Here is a 17,529-nt window from a genome sequence, read left to right as displayed (position 1 = left end):
AAAAGCCCGCAGAGCGGGCTTGAGAACACACATTTATTATCTTTTAGATAATTCTGCTACAGCGTGTGTTACACGCTGTAGTACATTTCGAACTCAACTGGGTGAGTTGTCATGTTAAGTTTTTCAACTTCTTGACCTTTAAGCGCGATGTATGCATCGATTAGGTCATCAGTGAATACGCCACCTTGAGTTAAGAACTCACGGTCAGCGTCTAATGATGCTAGTGCTTCAGATAAAGAAGATGCAACTTGTGGGATCTCAGCTGCTTCTTCAGCAGGTAGATCGTATAAGTCTTTGTCCATTGCATCGCCAGGGTGGATCTTGTTTTTGATACCGTCTAGGCCAGCCATAAGCATTGCAGAGAATGCTAAGTATGGGTTAGCTGTTGGATCAGGGAAACGAATTTCGATACGACGTGCTTTTGCAGACGGTACCACTGGGATACGGATTGAAGCAGAACGGTTACGTGCAGAATATGCAAGCATTACTGGTGCTTCGAAGCCTGGTACTAGGCGCTTGTATGAGTTAGTTGATGCGTTAGCAAATGCGTTGATTGCTTTAGCGTGCTTGATGATACCACCGATGTAGTAAAGAGCTTCTTCAGATAGACCAGCGTATTTGTCACCAGCGAAGATGTTTACGCCATCTTTACCTAAAGATTGGTGGCAGTGCATACCAGAACCGTTATCACCTACGATTGGTTTAGGCATGAATGTCGCTGTTTTTCCGTAAAGGTGAGCCATGTTATGGATAACATATTTCATCTCTTGAATTTCGTCAGCTTTTAATACCATTGTATTGAAGCGCGTTGCGATCTCATTTTGACCTGCAGTTGCTACTTCGTGGTGGTGAGCTTCAACTACTTGACCTAGTTCTTCAAGAACTAAACAAGTTGCTGAACGCCAGTCTTGTGATGAATCAACAGGAGAACACGGGAAGTAACCGCCTTTAACACCTGGACGGTGACCCATGTTGCCACCTTCGTAATCTTTATCTGAGTTCCAAGCAGCTTCTACAGAATCGATTTTGTACATAGAACCAGACATGTCTGATTTGTATTTAACGTCATCAAAAAGGAAGAACTCTGGCTCTGGACCGAATAAAACAGTGTCAGCAATACCAGTAGAACGCATGTACTCTTCAGCGCGTTTTGCAACAGAACGTGGATCACGCTCATAACCTTGAAGTGTTGAAGGCTCAACTACGTCACAACGTACGATTAGTGTAGCTTCTTCAGAAAACGGGTCCATTTTCGCAGACTCAGGAACAGGCATAAGTACCATGTCTGATTCGTTGATACCTTTCCAGCCAGCAATTGAAGAACCGTCAAACATTTTGCCGTCTTCGAAGAAATCTTCATCAATTTGATGATGAGGAATAGAAACATGCTGTTCTTTACCTTTGGTATCAGTAAAGCGTAAATCAATGAACTTAACGTCATTTTCTTTGATAAAATCTAAAACCGATTGTGACATGTGTCCTCCAATTGTTGGGTTTTATTTTTTGCTGCATTATTGCTTTTCGCTTATATAAGCTGGTTTCGTGCCATTTTTTTAACACCTTGTTTAGACTTACAAAAAACAAACAAGGCTTTGTTTTGTTAACTTTTGTTGCACTAAATTGGTGCGTAAAAAGATCATTCTGGTGCGTAAAAAGTGCGACCTTGTTTTGCACAATTATTGAGCGTGCCAATTTTTCAGTTATGAACACGATTTAGTGCCAAAATATGGTTCAAAAACGAAAATTTCGCCAGTTTTGAGCTAAGATTCACTTTAATTTTAATAAATTTGTCATTTATAAAACAGATACTTATAAAAAGCTTGAAGAAAGTTTATAAATTTATATTGGATAAACTTTCATCCATGCCATTATTAAGGGATAATATGCGCCCTTTTAAATCCTATGCTGGGACATCTGGTGAAAACGCAGGTGAGTGCGTAGATCTTGCAGGATCAATGAGATTCAATTTCTCTGAGAAAAAATATGAGCATCGAAAAGTTAAGAAATATAGCGATTATCGCCCACGTTGACCACGGTAAAACAACTTTGGTTGATAAACTGCTTGAGCAATCAGGCACATTAGAAACGCGCGGCGGTAACGAAGAGCGCGTAATGGACTCAAACGACATTGAGAAAGAGCGTGGTATTACCATTTTAGCTAAAAACACAGCTATCTCTTGGAACGACTACCATATCAATATCGTAGACACCCCAGGACACGCCGACTTCGGTGGTGAAGTAGAACGCGTACTTTCGATGGCTGACTCAGTATTACTACTTGTTGATGCTCAAGAAGGTCCAATGCCGCAAACGCGTTTCGTAACGCAAAAAGCATTCGCACAAGGTTTAACACCGATTGTTGTTATCAACAAAATCGACAAACCAGGCGCACGTCCTGACTGGGTTATGGACCAAGTTTTCGACTTATTCGATAACTTAGGTGCAACTGATGAACAGTTAGACTTTAAAGTAATCTATGCATCAGCTATCAACGGCTGGGCAACAATGGATTTAGACGAGCCATCAGAAAACATGGAACCAATGTTCCAGATGATCGTTGACGAAGTATCTCCACCGGATGCAGATCCTGAAGGTGCTTTCCAAATGCAAATTTCTCAGCTTGACTACAACTCGTACATCGGTGTTATCGGTGTAGGTCGTATCAAGCGTGGTACTGTTCGCCCTAACCAACAAGTAACAATTGTTAGTGCAGATGGTACTAAGCGTAATGGTAAAGTTGGCCAAGTAATGAGCTACTTAGGTCTTGAGCGTCATGAAGCAGAGTCTGCAGGCGCGGGTGACATCATTGCTATCACAGGTCTTGGTGAGCTGAAAATCTCAGACACTATCTGTGATATAAATACCGTTGAAGCATTACCACCGCTAAGTGTTGATGAGCCTACAGTAACAATGACGTTCTCTGTAAATACATCACCATTTGCTGGTAAAGAAGGTAAATTCGTAACTTCACGTAACATCCTTGAGCGTTTACAAGCTGAGCTTGTTCACAACGTTGCATTACGTGTTGAAGAAACTGACAACCCAGATAGCTTCCGTGTTTCTGGTCGTGGTGAGTTACACTTAGGTATCTTAATCGAGAACATGCGTCGTGAAGGTTACGAGCTTGCTGTATCTCGTCCACAAGTAATCCTTCGTGAAGTTGATGGTCAAAAAGAAGAGCCATACGAAACACTTACAATCGACTGTCAAGAAGAGCACCAAGGTTCTATCATGGAACAAATTGGTCTTCGTAAGGGTGAACTAACAGACATGTCTCCAGATGGTAAAGGCCGTGTACGTATGGACTTTATGATCCCAAGCCGTGGCTTAATTGGTTTCCAAACTGAATTCATGACATTAACGTCTGGTTCTGGTCTTCTTTACCACACATTCGATCACTATGGTCCACACAAAGGCGGTACTATCGGTGCTCGTAAGAATGGTGTAATGATTGCAAACGCAACAGGTAAAGCACTTACTAACGCATTATTCAACTTACAAGACCGTGGTAAGTTATTCATCGGTCACGGTGTTGAAGTTTACGAAGGTATGGTTATCGGTATCCACAGCCGTGACAACGACCTAACAGTAAACGCGCTTAAAGGTAAGCAACTTACAAACGTTCGTGCATCTGGTACAGATGAAGCACAAACACTTGTTCCACCACTAAACTACACGCTTGAACAAGCGATTGAGTTCATCGATGATGACGAGTTAGTGGAAGTTACACCTGAGAACATCCGTATTCGTAAGCGTCACTTAACTGAAAGTGAGCGTAAGCGTGCGAGCCGTCAAGCTAAAGACTAATAAGGTCTTTTAGTTTTACAAAATTAAAACCGCCGTATTGAAAAATACGGCGGTTTTTTGTTGTATGATTAGCCGTTAGCCGTCAAAAATCGAGAAGTTAGATTTCAGAAGTCAGATATCAGTTGATCGAGAGGGGGTTATTTTTTAGGTAATTACACAAACAATCTTGTTGTTGAGGAAATGTATTTTACTTTGTTCTAACCACTAACCACTAACCACTAACCACTCGCAACTTTTTACTAACTCCCCCATCTGTACTATCTTTTCTAAACCTACCTTGCAGGAGAGTAAGATGTATTTAGTTAGACTGATTTACACAAGTGAAATTAGCGATGGGTTTGGGCCCAATGACATCGAAGATATTCTCGAGAAAGCTAAGCAGAATAATGCAGAAAGTAATGTAACTGGGCTACTTTGTTTTAATAGCACCCACTTTATGCAATGCCTTGAGGGGTCACGAAAAGCGGTGAATGAAACTTATCATCGTATTCTTAATGACAAACGTCATTGCAATATCATCATGCTGAATTACTGTGAAATAGTAGAGCGTGAATTTGAGAATTGGTCGATGGGATACATACCTAATTCAAAAATGACAACTCCATTAAACTTAAAGTACTCAGGTACCAGCGAATTTAATCCATTAGCCATGTCGGCAGGAAGCGCCCATAAACTTATGCTGGCTTTACGGGACTCATTGCTCAAACATACTATGTAGTGCTTGTAAGTGTCACTACAGTGACACTTGCTCACCTTCATTCAATATGTAAAGAGGGACTTTGCTGTTCATCTGTTTTTGCATATGCAGTAATCTTAATAATGCAGAGTGGCTTGAATGGTCACCCATTTGCCAGCTTGAGTTGCCATAACCCCATGGGATCATCACTTTACAGTTTAGCTCCTCTGCGGCGTTTAAGCTGTCTTCTGGCGTTGTATGAACATAGCGATACCACTTACCGTTTTCTTCATGGTAATAAGAAGCGATAGGCATTAAACATACATCAATCTCGCCGTATTTTTGATTAATATCTTGGAAGTGTTTTGAGTAACCGGTATCACCAGCAAAAAACAAGGTTCTACCATTTTGCTCAAGTAACCAACCATTCCATAAATCTTTATTGTGGTCGTCGTAAATGAAAGGCACCATTATACGACTGCTAAAGTGATGAGCTGGCAGCGCATGAATCGTTAAATCATTAATTTGTGTACTTGCGTACCACGCCATTTCTGAAATATTAAAGCCACCCGTCGGGAAGTTATCTGCAAAGCCTAATGGCACTAAGTAGCGGGGGGTATTGCCAATCTCTTCTATATCTGCCTTGTTAAAATGGTCATAGTGAATGTGTGAGTACATTACTGCATCTAAGTCATTAAGTTCAGCATGTGATGGCCAAAAACCAGGTTTGCGATAAATGCCGCCAGCAAGCTTAAAGGCAAAGTCTACCGGTGAATCAAACTGATCTTTAACTGGGTCAAACAACAGCTGCTCACCATTTGGTGATTGAATATAAAACCCAGCATGACCTAACCAGCGCACCGTAAAACCTGAATTGATTGCAGGCACATTTTGTTCTGCGTGAAACTCGCATTGTGAGTTACTGTCGTCACACACAAGGAGTTCTGATGCTTCATAGCAATTGTCAGTGCAGGTTGTTGGGTATTCTTTATCACCCGGATAAAGGTTGTGGTAGCGGCCTTCGTACTCTCCCTCAGTTTTTAACGGAGTAATGGTGCCTTCACCGGCAATAATATCAACAGTGTTTGAATTACTGCATGCACTTAAAAGTGCTGCTGCAATAAGTGTTGAGAGTGTTTTTAAATGCATACCATGCTTACTTTTTATTCTTTGCAGTGAGTTTAGCAAAATAAAATTTAAGATAAATCATTAAAAAGTAACAAGAGGTTACATAAAAAAGCCTACGTTTAAGTAGGCTTTTGTTATTAATAGCTTGAGCTGATTAGCCCGCTTTGTTCATTTGCTCAATGAACTTATTAGAGTCTTCAATTGATTTGTTCATGTCGTCCATTAACACTTTTATATCGCGTTTTAGGCTTGTGAACTCACCTTTGATTGCAGTTACAGCTTGTGCGTTTAGATTATGTTTTAAGTACAAAACATTATCATGAAGTGATGATAATACCGGCTCCATTTTGCTTTCTGCGCTGCGCATTGAGCGAAGTAGTTGATCAAATTGGCGCTTAGTTGCATTGAGCTTTTTGCTGCTTTCACGTTTAAGAGAGGCGCTTTTGTATTGCTCTAGCTCATCGGCCCATTCATCAAATAGCGCTTCAGCTACATCTTCTACTTTATTGATATTGCTTGTTACGTCGTTTGCTGCCGCTAAGCTCGACTCGTAATCATCATTCAGTTGATTGTAGGCATCTTGTAGTTCACCACCATCAAAATTGATAAGTGTGGTTAATCTGTCTAATGCTGATTGAAACTCTTCTTGCGACTCTTGCTGTGCTTCTTTAGTTTCTTCTACGCGGTCTACTAAAATGTCGCGCTTATGCACACCTACAGATTCCATGGCTGAGTAGTAAGCTGACTGACAGCCTGATAATGCCATTGTTACTGCAAATAGTGGTGCACTTAAAAGTGTCAGTTTTTTCATTGAGAATCCTTTTTAGGTACCTGTCATTTCAAATTATGTGGTGGATTGCTATGATTATCAAAACATTTTAGCAGAAATTAGATTCTATGGATGAGAAGCTCAGTCGTTATAAGTTGCAAATAAGCATTTTCTTAAAGCAACAACCTACTTGGTGGATGCAGTATCTTAATCGTTGTATTGACGATCAAATCACTGTTAATGCTGGGTACTTGGCTTATGTGACCTTATTATCAATCGTGCCTTTAGTAGCGGTTGGTGTGGCTATTTTTTCTGCTTTTCCAGGATTCGAAAGCACGTTAGTGACCATAGAAAACTTCTTGTTTACTAACCTTGTGCCGACCTCTACAGATGTAATTAAAGAGCATATCAGCGCTTTTGCCGGTAATGCGAATAAAATGACTGCCGTTGGTGTGGGTTTTTTAGCGGCGGTATCTTTGTTACTTATTCGCAATGTCGATGCTACATTAAATCGAATTTGGCGTATTAAGAAAAAGCGTCCAATGATGATTTCGTTTGCCGTTTATTGGATGGTGCTTAGTCTGGGCCCTGTGTTATTAGGGGCTAGTATTGGTGTTACTTCATACATCGTGTCGTTAGTGTCGTTTGCCGACCAAGGTATCCCCGGCTTTAGCGGCTTTTTATTGAAATTATTACCTTACATAATTTCAATGATTGGCTTCATTATGCTCTATACTTTAGTTCCTAACACACGAGTTCCATTTAGAGCGGCAATTCCGGGCGCTTTGTTTGCAGCTATGTTGTTTGAGCTGACAAAAAAAGGCTTTGCTTTGTACATCAGCCACTTCCCATCATACGAAGTTATTTATGGGGCGTTGGCGACAATCCCTATTTTATTTGTATGGGTGTATTTGTCGTGGATTGTCGTATTACTCGGTGCAGAATTTACTGTATGTATCAGCCCTGAGAATATCGAGGACACGCCTGATATAGAGGTTTAAATTCACTGCACCTAAGGAGAGCGAGGTGCAGTTACATCCACAATATGTTGCCAACCGTGATTATCACTTAAGTGTTGGCGATGGTCATCAAATCCATGTGCAAGAATATGGTGCGTCTACAGGGATTGCTGTGGTGTTATGCCATGGCGGGCCTGGTGCGGGTCTATGCCCTGAAAATTGCCGCTTTTTCGACTTAGAACGTTTTCGAGTGATCATGTTCAGTCAGCGCGGTTGCGGTCACTCAACACCCCATGATAGTTCAACCAATACCACCTCAGAATTAGTTGCCGATCTCGAGTATTTACGCCAGCAACTGGGTATTGAAAAGTGGCTGGTGTGTGGTGAGTCATGGGGGGCCACTTTGGCACTTGTCTATGCTATTCATCACCAAGAGCATGTTGCAGGGCTTATTTTACGGGCTAGCTTTTTAGCTTGTAACAGTGACTTCGAGTGGCTTTACACAACAAAAGGAGCCGGCGCGCATTTTTACCCTGAGTGCTTTAATGAATTTGCACATGATTACACTGATTGGCGTGCCTTACTCGATTTTTATCAGCAACAGCTAAACAATGATGATAAAATTAAAGCCAGTAAATTTGCCAAGTTATGGTGTCATTGGGAGCAGGTGCTATGTCATGGTGAGCCTTTGACAAACTGGAGTTTACAGGAGCCCCATGTCGGGTTAAATCAAGCAAAGTTAATGGTGCATTATTTTCGTCATCATTGTTTCATTGAAGAAGGCTTTATCGCAGAAAATGCGCATCTACTGACTCATTTACCGGTTTGGTTTATTCATGGCCGCGCCGATTTGATCTGTCGATATAGTGCCGTACAACAGCTTGCTGAACAGTTAAATGCACAATTGTTGATTTTAGATGGCATTGGGCACAGCAGCGATAATCAGGTATATTTGTCGGCAATGCGACGTGCCGCAGATTTAATGTATATCAAGTTATCGAGGGATCAATGCAAGGCTTAATTCAAAGAGTAAAACAGGCAAAAGTAGAAGTGGCAGGCGAAGTTGTTGGTGAAATTTCACAAGGTATTTTGCTGCTATTAGGTGTTGAAAAACAGGACACCGAGCAAAGCGCCCAGAAGCTTTTACACAAAGTCAGCAATTACCGCATTTTTACCGATGAACAAGGAAAGATGAATTTAAGTTTGAATGACATCAAAGGTGAGCTTTTAGTGGTTTCGCAGTTTACGTTAGCAGCTGACACCAAAAAGGGCATGCGCCCGAGCTTTTCAAGTGCTGGCACGCCAGAGCAAGCCAATACGCTCTATGAGTATTTTATTGCTGAAGCTAAAAAAACGGGCTTAACAGTGGCTACAGGGCAGTTTGGTGCTGATATGCAAGTAAGCCTATGTAACGACGGTCCCGTTACTTTTAATTTATCTGTGTAATACCAACCCGCAATAATACTTAATCATTTTGAGGGATTAAACCTGTCGCTAACTGCGTTAAAAATCTCTCATTTACGACTGCATGGATGCAGGAGGTAGAGCAATGCAGGAGCAATTGCCGAGAACAACTAAATAACGAAATTCTTGCCTTGTTATCAACGAGGTTTTATTGCCTCAAAATAGACTACTTAAGTAAGCGGATTGGTATAAGCATTTTTATTTTTTGATCATCACGATATGATTCACGTAGTCAGGGATTTTTACAATGCTTGGGCGCTTGCCAAACTCGGTGATTAGCAGGTGCTCAAGTTGTTTTAGTTGCGATGGGTGATTAGATAAAAAATTAATGAACAACAAGCCATCTTTTGCCATCGCTGCTCTTAGTTTGGTGTAAAACTGGTGCTTGTATAAAAATAATGGCGCATCTACCTCACTGAATAAATCTAGGATAATCCAATTATATTCGTTGTTTTGCTCTAATACTTGCTGCGCATCAAAACAGTGCAAGTTATTGGCATGGTCGCCACCAAAGTAGCGTTTATAGCAGTGAATTATGTCGGGGTTTTTATCAACCGATGTTAGTTGGCTGTCAGGGTAGGTGTGCTGTAAGTAATTACGAATAGCACCACCGCCTAGCCCTAGTTCTAAAATCTTTTTAGGTTCCTCTAAGTCTTGCCAAAGCTTTGCAAGGTATTGTAAATGCGGGAAAAGTAATCTGGCAGGTCGGCGTTTTTCAATGACCGATTGCAGAGTTTCGTTGATCAATAACCAGCGTAATTGGTTAAGTTGCCTAACTTGAATACTGTAATTGCCTTGTTTATGCCAATAGATGAGTTGCCCTAATCGGTGGCAGTCCTCAATAAAACTATGTTTTACTGCGCCACTGGGTTCAAGAAAATGTTCCATATTTCGGGCCTTTAGCAATTTGTTTATTAAAATAAGACAATTATTTCAGCATAGACCAGCAGGCTTAAAGTGCAATTGTGCATTAGTTTTTACAGCCAAGAATAATAATTTAGGCTGGGTCACCAAAGTATTATTCCAACTTGTTAGAAGATCGCGTATCGTAATTCGCATTCCAAAGGCCACGACAGAAAAACAACAGACAGTGGCTGAATTATCACAGGAGTTTTTATGTTTAAAGTGACCACCCCACAAAGCAGCGAAGATTGGCAAGCGTACTATTCATTACGTTGGCAGGTTTTAAGAGCACCCTGGGGCGAGCCGCGTGGTTCTGAGCAAGATGACTTAGAGCAAGACGCTGAGCACCGCTTTATCAAAAATAATGACGACGAAGTATTAGGTGTAGCTCGCCTGCATTTTAATAATCATCAGCAAGCGCAAGTTCGTTATATGGCGGTCGCTGAAGGTAATCGTAACCAGCATATTGGTAGCCGTTTATTACATGAATTAGAAAAAATCGCATGGACTCAAGATGCCGACGAGCTGGTATTGTTTGCTCGTGAGCGAGCCCTTGATTTCTATAAGCGTCATGGCTACGAATTAAAAGAAAAAGCGCACCTTGCCTATGACGATGTACAGCATTGGAAAATGGTAAAACAAAAACCATCTGAGCCGGGTTGGTTCCGTCATCCAAACTGGACACAAGTACTGCAAAACACCTGGCGTGAGTCGATCCCAATCAGTGATGCGATGGGCATTAAAGTTGAAAGCTATACCGATTGGCAGTTTACTACCCGCGCTGATTTAGATGCGAACTTAAACCTTCATAACACTATGTTTGCGGGTTCAATTTATAGTTTAGCAACCTTAACAGGGTGGGGCGCAACTTACCTAGCGCTGAAAGAAGCAGGCCTCGAAGGAAATATCGTGTTAGCTGATGCCAACATTAAATACCTTAAACCATTAAATAACGACCCTCGTGGTAGTGTTGAGTTGGCTGGCTGTAAAGGCAAGTTAGCGGATTTAGAAGACAGTGGCAAAGCAAGCTACCATGTGCCAGTAAATGTATACGATGGTGATGTGTTAGTAGCAGAATTCGAAGGTCACTTCATCGTTAAAAAATAACGACTATTTAGAGCGAGCTAACTAAAGCTCGCTTATACCCAAACCCCCTCAATATACGAGTTTCAGTTGGAATTAAAAGCGATTTAGGCAAGGCATTGATTGCAAGTAATAGTGGTTCTATTGTTAAGATCAATAACGCAGTATAAATCGCATTTAAACCAACCCTTTGGGCGTTACACAGGCACTTACTCTCATCGTTGTTACTTCTTAAAAGGGACTGCCATTCTTGCAAAGTAACGCCTTGATATTAAGCACCTGTGAAACGCTGAATTCTGCATCTTGAGGGGGCTTGGGTATATATTTATTAAAGCAAGTCAGTTAACAGAATACCCACACCAAAACGTTCAATATCGGCGTTGTAATCAATCAAGCTCTCACCATAACCATTAAAATATTGTGCGTAGCCACGTAATCGGCCCCAAAGAGGGAAAGACCAATCTAATTGGATTGCACCACGATTATCTGAATTTAAGTTATTACGGGTCATAAAGCTAAATTCATGCTCGTTGTAACGGTATGCACCTGAAAACTCAAAGTAACCCATGTATTTGTAGATATCAGGATTATCATCGCCACGGGCTTCTAGCTCATCGTCCTTTTTATCTTCAGGAATGCGATACCAAGGCTTAAAGCTAAAAACAAAGCCATCTTTTTCCCATAGGAAATCGGCATAGATACGGTTCCATGAACGTGAGTTAGGCTGGCTGCGGCCATTCGATTGGTGTGAGGCACCAATTGCAATTGCCATTTCATCGCCCCAAAGCACATGCTCAGGATCAAGGTAGTTCACCCAGAAGATCTCTGGTTCGTAGTTTGTTTCACGAAACGGTGATGAAATATCTTTGTTATAAAACTGCCAAAACGATTGCATGGTAAACGCAAAGAATACGCCCTGATCTTTATCTGAAAAGCCTTCGAAAATAGGCACTTTAATTGAAAGTTGATATTTCACTTCAAGATTATCAAGTGGCTCGCCATCAGTTTGCTCAGCAAGATCTTTTAAACCATCAAAAGGACGTTCATTCGGGTTAGATACATATGAAAGCGGTAATATGTAGTTACGCTTATGTGGGGTGATCACATTACGGTTTTTCTTGCTCACTTCTTCACGGGCTTTACGCTTGTCTAAAGCGGTGAGCTTTTTACTCTCGTCTAAGTCTGAGCATTTTTTACGAAGTTCTTCGAGTGTTTGTTTACCGTCACCGCCAATCGCTTCGTTCAAAATACACTGCTTTACGAGTTCTAGCGCGTCATCTTGTTCGTTAGTTTGTGGTTGTTCAGTTTGAGCAAATACAGGTACAGAAAATAAGCCAGCTGCTGCCAGCCAAATGCGCCATCCCATTGCAGTTCCCTTTCAGTAGACTTGTAAGTAGGTATAATTATAACGATTTTTACATAAGTAACCGTGAACTTGTACTGAATTGTTGAAATTTTAGGTAAATAGAGAGCCCCAAGCTAAGCTTGGAGCCCTGCTGTAACGGCCTAAGGGCATAAGCCGTTGACTCTCACGCAATGAGAAGGGATGAGCTTATAGCTCAAATACGTTGGTAAAAAACTTATAAAGTTCGGTACCTTGATTCACGCTTGCTGAAGCAAAATGCAAAATAGCAATGGCGTCTTTATCAAAACTTAATGTTTGTAGCGGCTGCTCAGAAAGGTAGCGCTCCATTCTTAAAATGCGGGCGATAGGCTCACCAGCTTTAATATGGCCACCCAGTGGGGCAAGATACTCGACCATGCCACCCATAGGTGCGTAGTAAGCTACATAATCTTCAAGCATGCAGGCATAACGTGTCATCGCTTTTGGATGATACGCAGCATCAACTAATACCTCTTTTTGATTGAGGTAACTTAAAATGCTATTTGCATCTTCAAAAGCCGCACTTAAATCGATTTTTTCTTGGCTACCAAGTTCAACAGTGAATGCTTCGACTTGAACAGCAAATTCACGGCCTTGTTTGCCAAGCTCTTCAGATAGTGACCACCATGGGCAGAAACTCGCTTCATCCATGGCGCCATCAAAATCACTTGGGATTAATAACACATGCTCGATGTTGAAGTAACTTGCGCTGTCTTTGGCGTATTCAGGGCAATATAAGTGCTTACTTGAGATAGGCCCCGTGTGAAGGTCTAAAACAATATCAGCCTGATGGGCAAGCTTTTGCAAGTTAAGGGCAATACGCTTACCCGTTGTTAGGCTGTAATCAGGGCCCTTTAATTGATTGTCGATGTCAGCAACGAGTGCCTGTTTAAATGTAGCTTTAAGGGTCGCATCATCACTGTCTTTATGCTGTTCAGCAATCTGTGACGGTAACGCTTTATTAAAGCGGTACATGCGGTTCCAGTTGGTGCCCGTGATTGGGTCGAAGCGACCTAAAGTAAACTCACCTGATTTTTGGTTGCAACCAATAGGGTTAGCATAAGGAACTAGAGTAATATCTCCACGCAGCTTGAGTGATTTTAGCTGCTCAAGCAATTGATAAATTACTGCATTACCTTGTACTTCAGCGCCGTGCATATTGGCTTGTATATACACGTTTGGTCCCGTGTCATCGCCTTTTAAGCGATACACAGGAATTGTTAGAGGTAGGCCGTTGGCAATCTCGCCAACCACAATATTCTCTTGGCTGATTAATTCTTTACTCATGGAGATTACCTTAAATAATAGCTGGCATCTTCAGCGCTACGAATGCACTCAATATTGCCTTGTTCAAGGATGTATTCAGCCGCTAATTCGTGACATAAAAAGTACGGCATACTTTCGGTAAAGCCGTAAGCGCCACATTGGCTGAATACCAACCAGTCTTGCTCATTTAAATCGCTCGCTAATTGGTGCTCACCTAAGCAATCAAGGGCGGTGCAAAGTGGCCCGTATAAAGTCATTGCCGCAGGCTCAGCCGTCGATTCGCGTAGTAAGGCCGCTGGAAAATCTTGGCTTGTCACAGCTGGGCGAAGTAAATGGTTAATGCCGCCTGATAAAATGACCTGTTGTTGATTGTAATTCTCTTTGCGCTCAACAACTGGTGTTGCGTAATGGCCGCATTCGCCCACCGCATAGCGGCCTAGTTCCATCCAAAGTTCTTTGACACCAGCATCCGCTTTAATAGCCGCCAGAGTCTCGATAAGTGCAGACCAATCAAGTCGGTTAGCATCTTGAGTATAAGGTATGCCTAAGCCACCCCCTAAATCGAGAATATTAAGGTTAATATTTAATGAGCTTGCTAGCTGTTGTAATGGCGCAATCATAGCGCGCCATAGCTCGGCGAGCTTGTCAGTACTTAGCATATTGCCCCATTGGAAAATATGCAGGCCATCAAAGTTAAGAGCTGGGTAATCACTTACAGTCAGTGCTTGCCACTCATCACAGCCCAAACCAAAAGGAGTAAGGCTATCGCCGCCAAGTGGATTCTTTTCGCTATCTGGCCAACGAAGTTGTACGCGCAATAGAACTTGCAGCTGACAATTTGCTTTTGTTGCTTGTTCGTTTAACCAGCGAACTTGGTTAATGCTCTCGGCCACGAAGGTACGTACGCCGCGAGCAATAAAATGTGAAATTTGTTTAGGGCTCTTTGCAGGCCCAGTGTTGAGCACGCGCTCGCTATCGATGCCTTGAGCAAGTACTTGCTCAAGTTCACCTTTACTTGCAACATCGAAGTTAAACCCTGCGCTGTCTAAACATTGAATAATGCGAGACAGTGGGTTGGCCTTTACGGCATACCAAAGTTTCACATCGGTTTGCGCAGTCAGTTGATTTAAATGTGCAGTTAATTTATCTAAATCATAGATAAAAAATGGCGTATCAAGATGTGTTGAAACTTGTTCAACCGCTTGCTTGATGGGCGTGCTCAAAAAGCTCATTAACGTAAAACCTCTTCTAACAGTAATGATGCATCGCTTTGTTCATCACGGTATTTCACGATCAATGCACAAGACATGCTTAGACCTTGCTCGCGAGCCCATGCATTTGAAGCAGGGCGAGAGCCTGGGATCACAATCGCGTTTTCTGGGATGGCTTCACCTTTGTCTAGCTGGCGTTCGTTAACGCAATCGTAGACAGGAATAGTTGCCGATAAGCGAACACCTGGCGCAAGTACAGCACCTTTTTTCACAACCACACCTTCAACAATAACGCAGCCTGCGCCGATGAATGCGTCGTCTTCAATAACCACAGGGCTAGCACCAATTGGCTCTAGTACACCACCTAATTGTACTGCAGCACTTAGGTGAACATTTTTACCCACTTGTGCGCATGAACCCACTAATGCGTGGCTATCGACCATAGTGCCTTCGTCGATGAACGCGCCAATATTCACATATGCTGGTGGCATGATAATCGTGCCTTTGGCAACGTGTGCGCCACGGCGAACACTGCTACCACCTGGTACCATACGCACGCCAGCATCTGCTGCAAACCCTTGTGGTGCTAAGTTGTGCTTATCAACAAAACCACCTGGGAACTCAGTATTAGTGCCGTTTTTAAAGGCTTCTAAAATGCCTTGTTTAACTTCAACATTGGCGTGCCAGTTGCCGTTCTCGTCTTGTGTTGCTGCGCGAACTGCGCCTGATTCTAAGTTGTTTAATAATTCTAACCAGCTCATGATAAAACCTGTTTTTAGTTCCAAGATAAAATTGTGTTGTTTGCGTGGGTGATGCTGTCTGTTTGCTCAAGCTCTAAATGCGTAAGCGGCGGACGTAAATGCGGGGTATTTATTTTACCTTGCAGGTGCATCAGTACTTTTACTGGGATTGGATTTGCCACAGCGAATAAACTTTGGATTGCTTGCGACCAATCGGTGAATAGATTTGGGTATTGACCACTTAAACTACGTTTAACAAACTCATGGGTTTGACTCGGCCAAGCATTCGCGGCAACCGAAACTAAGCCTTTTGCACCAGCTTGAGCAAAATATGGCATAAGTGCATCGTCGCCACTAAATATGGCCAGTGTTGGTGATGCCGTTCTAAAGCCTTCAAATTTGCTAATGTCGCCACTGGCTTCTTTTAAAGCCCAAAGATTTTTGTGCTCAGCAAGGTTTTTGATCACCTGTGGTGAAATCTCAACTGCGCTGCGTCCTGGTACGTTATACAACATACATGGGTGGTTACTTGCGTCTAGTAGGCTTTCAAACCAATGTGTTTGGCCAACAACCCCAGGTTTTGCATACAGAGGTGAACCTAACAGGTAGCCATGAATAGGTAGTTGGTTGCAGTATTCAACCCAAGCAATTTGTTGCTTAAGATTCATGCCGCCCACAGCAACCATGAGTGGGACACTTGGTGCTAATTGGCAAACATGCTCAACAATGGCTTGTTGCTCTTTGAGTGAAAGCGCCAGTCCTTCACCAGTACTGCCAAGCAATAAAATGCCGTTATTTGCATCTTGCTGCTCAGTAACCAGTTGTTCAAGGGCCGTGTAATCGACCTCGCCAGATTCAGAAAATGGCGTGACAAGCGCTGTCCATAGTGGATAGTCGTTTAAATCAAAATTGTTGATCATCTCTCACGAACTTATAAGGTATTCGAAGAGTTTATGCGGGAACATTTGAATGGAGCCGCATGTCGTCGTTCGAACAAGGTATAATTCGAAGAGCGAATGGGCTTAAAATAATAAAGACGCGACGGCCTTATTATACTAAGACCAGAAGCTCTCCACCAAACTAATCAATAGCGCTTTGCTATTGTTGGTGACAGTCGCTGGGATTCAGCCCAGTCGCCCGAAATAAGCACCTCACAAACGGTGTTACTTCTCGGCGTTAATTCCCCTCACGTATGATCAACAGAGTCTGTGCTCTTCCCATACGCTACCTGAATAACGCACCTCTTCCAGCCCTTTATGCTCGCTTTAAAGGTTAAAGCCAACATAGTTAAATAGGGTATTGGCGGCGATTAAAGCATTTTAGCCATCTAGGTGTCAAGGCGAAGGATTTGTTTTTTAGTGACCGATTTTGCAACATGGTTACGTATAAGCGTGTTTTTACGTACACTTAGCGTTAACCAAATAAATTGGAAAAATGATGGAAAAATTTAACGATATTTATCAGCGAGCCGTATCTCGAAAAGGCAGCGAAGAAATGCTGCATGCATTGTTATCAAACCCGCTCGATGATACTGATATTGCCAAAATGCATGACGATTTATGGTTAGAAGAGTTTACGCGTAAAGTCTTTCAAAGCGGTTTTTATTGGTCTGTTATCAATAATAAATGGGCTGGTTTTCGTGATGTGTTTTGGGATTTCAGCGTAGAAAAGTTGTTGATGATGCCGCCAGATATGCTTGAGCAAAAAGCCAGTGATGAGCGAATTGTTCGTAATTTTAAAAAAGTACAAACGATCCCTGAAAATGCGTACATGATTCACGAAGTTGCCGAAAAACATGGCAGTTTTAGCCAATTTATTGCAGATTGGCCAACTGACAATATTATTGGTCTGTGGGCTTATCTTAAAAAACATGGCGCTCGATTAGGAGGCAACACTGGCCCTTACGCTTTGCGAGCGCTTGGTAAAGATACTTTTTTGCTTTCTCGCGATGTAGAAGCCTACTTGCGTGCCCATGAGTTGATTGATGGCGGCTTACAAACTAAAAAGTCATTACAAGCAGCACAAGATTTTTTCAATGAATTACAACAGCAAAGCGGTTACAGCTTGCAGGCTCTAAGCCAACTAGTGGCCTATGGTGTAGGCGATAATCGTGTAGGTGTAGCAACACGTTAAGGACAG

General features: G+C 42.2%; 16 protein-coding genes and 1 riboswitch. Of the genes, 7 read left to right on the top strand and 9 right to left on the bottom strand.

Annotated features, from left to right (window positions below; translation table 11 throughout):
- Window positions 1-68: 68 nt before the first annotated feature.
- Window positions 69-1,475: a glutamate--ammonia ligase gene (gene glnA / locus AADY36_RS15610; protein ID WP_054563450.1), complete on the bottom strand. Its 1,407-nt coding sequence runs from the start codon at window positions 1,473-1,475 to the stop codon at window positions 69-71.
- A gap of 508 nt (window positions 1,476-1,983) precedes the next feature.
- Here glnA and typA point away from each other — a divergent pair.
- Window positions 1,984-3,807 carry a translational GTPase TypA gene (gene typA, locus AADY36_RS15605; protein ID WP_285221964.1) on the top strand — a complete coding sequence of 608 codons (1,824 nt, stop codon included), beginning with the start codon at window positions 1,984-1,986 and terminating at the stop codon, window positions 3,805-3,807.
- Between the two features lie 292 nt (window positions 3,808-4,099).
- Window positions 4,100-4,525 carry a BLUF domain-containing protein gene (locus AADY36_RS15600; protein WP_055198932.1) on the top strand — a complete coding sequence of 142 codons (426 nt, stop codon included), beginning with the start codon at window positions 4,100-4,102 and terminating at the stop codon, window positions 4,523-4,525.
- 15 nt (window positions 4,526-4,540) lie between these two features.
- Here AADY36_RS15600 and AADY36_RS15595 read toward each other — a convergent pair whose 3' ends face one another.
- Both AADY36_RS15595 and AADY36_RS15590 read right to left on the bottom strand, forming a co-directional pair.
- A complete protein-coding gene (locus AADY36_RS15595; protein ID WP_342409201.1) occupies window positions 4,541-5,632 on the bottom strand; it encodes an MBL fold metallo-hydrolase in 1,092 nt (363 codons plus the stop codon).
- 133 nt (window positions 5,633-5,765) lie between these two features.
- Window positions 5,766-6,422, bottom strand: coding sequence for a DUF2959 domain-containing protein (locus tag AADY36_RS15590; RefSeq protein ID WP_054563456.1), 657 nt, complete (start codon window positions 6,420-6,422; stop codon window positions 5,766-5,768).
- 86 nt (window positions 6,423-6,508) lie between these two features.
- Between AADY36_RS15590 and AADY36_RS15585 the strand changes: the two genes are divergently transcribed.
- Genes AADY36_RS15585 through dtd form a run of 3 tightly spaced genes read left to right on the top strand, consistent with a single transcriptional unit; the run spans window position 6,509 to window position 8,785 of the window.
- Complete coding sequence (locus AADY36_RS15585; protein WP_055198935.1) at window positions 6,509-7,381, top strand: virulence factor BrkB family protein; 873 nt, start codon at window positions 6,509-6,511, stop codon at window positions 7,379-7,381.
- A 25-nt stretch (window positions 7,382-7,406) separates the two neighbouring features.
- On the top strand, window positions 7,407-8,360 hold the full coding sequence (locus AADY36_RS15580) for an alpha/beta fold hydrolase (protein ID WP_342409200.1): 954 nt from the start codon (window positions 7,407-7,409) through the stop codon (window positions 8,358-8,360).
- Entirely contained in the window at window positions 8,348-8,785 is a 438-nt protein-coding gene (gene dtd, locus AADY36_RS15575) for a D-aminoacyl-tRNA deacylase (protein ID WP_054563459.1), read from the top strand. Before AADY36_RS15580 ends, dtd begins: the two co-directional genes overlap by 13 nt.
- A 216-nt stretch (window positions 8,786-9,001) precedes the next feature.
- Here the strand turns inward: dtd and AADY36_RS15570 are convergent, their stop codons facing one another.
- Window positions 9,002-9,691: a spermidine synthase gene (locus AADY36_RS15570; protein WP_054563460.1), complete on the bottom strand. Its 690-nt coding sequence runs from the start codon at window positions 9,689-9,691 to the stop codon at window positions 9,002-9,004.
- Window positions 9,692-9,919: 228 nt separating this feature from the next.
- Between AADY36_RS15570 and AADY36_RS15565 the strand changes: the two genes are divergently transcribed.
- Complete coding sequence (locus AADY36_RS15565) at window positions 9,920-10,813, top strand: bifunctional GNAT family N-acetyltransferase/hotdog fold thioesterase (RefSeq protein WP_342409199.1); 894 nt, start codon at window positions 9,920-9,922, stop codon at window positions 10,811-10,813.
- Window positions 10,814-11,117: 304 nt separating this feature from the next.
- Here the strand turns inward: AADY36_RS15565 and AADY36_RS15560 are convergent, their stop codons facing one another.
- The 5 genes from AADY36_RS15560 to dapA form a co-directional block, all read right to left on the bottom strand.
- Complete coding sequence (locus AADY36_RS15560) at window positions 11,118-12,155, bottom strand: phospholipase A (protein WP_054563462.1); 1,038 nt, start codon at window positions 12,153-12,155, stop codon at window positions 11,118-11,120.
- Window positions 12,156-12,341: 186 nt separating this feature from the next.
- Window positions 12,342-13,460 (bottom strand): succinylglutamate desuccinylase/aspartoacylase family protein, encoded by a 1,119-nt coding sequence (locus AADY36_RS15555; protein ID WP_342409198.1) that lies wholly within the window; start codon window positions 13,458-13,460, stop codon window positions 12,342-12,344.
- Between the two features lie 5 nt (window positions 13,461-13,465).
- Window positions 13,466-14,671, bottom strand: a complete 1,206-nt coding sequence (locus AADY36_RS15550; RefSeq protein ID WP_054563464.1) for a PLP-dependent decarboxylase — start codon at window positions 14,669-14,671, stop codon at window positions 13,466-13,468.
- Window positions 14,671-15,411 (bottom strand): 2,3,4,5-tetrahydropyridine-2,6-dicarboxylate N-succinyltransferase, encoded by a 741-nt coding sequence (locus tag AADY36_RS15545; protein WP_054552405.1) that lies wholly within the window; start codon window positions 15,409-15,411, stop codon window positions 14,671-14,673. Before AADY36_RS15545 ends, AADY36_RS15550 begins: the two co-directional genes overlap by 1 nt.
- Before the next feature lie 14 nt (window positions 15,412-15,425).
- On the bottom strand, window positions 15,426-16,310 hold the full coding sequence (gene dapA, locus AADY36_RS15540) for a 4-hydroxy-tetrahydrodipicolinate synthase (protein ID WP_055020883.1): 885 nt from the start codon (window positions 16,308-16,310) through the stop codon (window positions 15,426-15,428).
- A gap of 137 nt (window positions 16,311-16,447) precedes the next feature.
- Window positions 16,448-16,644: riboswitch (Lysine riboswitch) on the bottom strand.
- Between the two features lie 183 nt (window positions 16,645-16,827).
- Here dapA and AADY36_RS15535 point away from each other — a divergent pair.
- Window positions 16,828-17,523 (top strand): DNA-3-methyladenine glycosylase I, encoded by a 696-nt coding sequence (locus tag AADY36_RS15535; RefSeq protein ID WP_054563466.1) that lies wholly within the window; start codon window positions 16,828-16,830, stop codon window positions 17,521-17,523.
- Window positions 17,524-17,529: the final 6 nt, after the last annotated feature.

The organism is Pseudoalteromonas sp. D15MCD-2, assembly GCF_038562745.1.
Taxonomy (GTDB): domain Bacteria; phylum Pseudomonadota; class Gammaproteobacteria; order Enterobacterales; family Alteromonadaceae; genus Pseudoalteromonas.
Note: the sequence above shows the minus strand (reverse complement) of the source record. Positions and strands in the feature narration are given on the sequence as shown.

What these genes read in the sequence shown, in the direction of transcription:
- AADY36_RS15590 (WP_054563456.1), bottom strand. Translation starts at nt 6,422, where the DNA reads ATGAAAAAACTGACACTTTTAAGTGCACCACTATTTGCAGTAACAATG.
- glnA (WP_054563450.1), bottom strand. Translation starts at nt 1,475, where the DNA reads ATGTCACAATCGGTTTTAGATTTTATCAAAGAAAATGACGTTAAGTTC.
- dtd (WP_054563459.1), top strand. Translation starts at nt 8,348, where the DNA reads ATGCAAGGCTTAATTCAAAGAGTAAAACAGGCAAAAGTAGAAGTGGCA.
- AADY36_RS15565 (WP_342409199.1), top strand. Translation starts at nt 9,920, where the DNA reads ATGTTTAAAGTGACCACCCCACAAAGCAGCGAAGATTGGCAAGCGTAC.
- AADY36_RS15560 (WP_054563462.1), bottom strand. Translation starts at nt 12,155, where the DNA reads ATGGGATGGCGCATTTGGCTGGCAGCAGCTGGCTTATTTTCTGTACCT.
- AADY36_RS15595 (WP_342409201.1), bottom strand. Translation starts at nt 5,632, where the DNA reads ATGCATTTAAAAACACTCTCAACACTTATTGCAGCAGCACTTTTAAGT.
- typA (WP_285221964.1), top strand. Translation starts at nt 1,984, where the DNA reads ATGAGCATCGAAAAGTTAAGAAATATAGCGATTATCGCCCACGTTGAC.
- AADY36_RS15545 (WP_054552405.1), bottom strand. Translation starts at nt 15,411, where the DNA reads ATGAGCTGGTTAGAATTATTAAACAACTTAGAATCAGGCGCAGTTCGC.
- dapA (WP_055020883.1), bottom strand. Translation starts at nt 16,310, where the DNA reads ATGATCAACAATTTTGATTTAAACGACTATCCACTATGGACAGCGCTT.
- AADY36_RS15550 (WP_054563464.1), bottom strand. Translation starts at nt 14,671, where the DNA reads ATGAGCTTTTTGAGCACGCCCATCAAGCAAGCGGTTGAACAAGTTTCA.
- AADY36_RS15600 (WP_055198932.1), top strand. Translation starts at nt 4,100, where the DNA reads ATGTATTTAGTTAGACTGATTTACACAAGTGAAATTAGCGATGGGTTT.
- AADY36_RS15535 (WP_054563466.1), top strand. Translation starts at nt 16,828, where the DNA reads ATGGAAAAATTTAACGATATTTATCAGCGAGCCGTATCTCGAAAAGGC.
- AADY36_RS15570 (WP_054563460.1), bottom strand. Translation starts at nt 9,691, where the DNA reads ATGGAACATTTTCTTGAACCCAGTGGCGCAGTAAAACATAGTTTTATT.
- AADY36_RS15585 (WP_055198935.1), top strand. Translation starts at nt 6,509, where the DNA reads ATGGATGAGAAGCTCAGTCGTTATAAGTTGCAAATAAGCATTTTCTTA.
- AADY36_RS15555 (WP_342409198.1), bottom strand. Translation starts at nt 13,460, where the DNA reads ATGAGTAAAGAATTAATCAGCCAAGAGAATATTGTGGTTGGCGAGATT.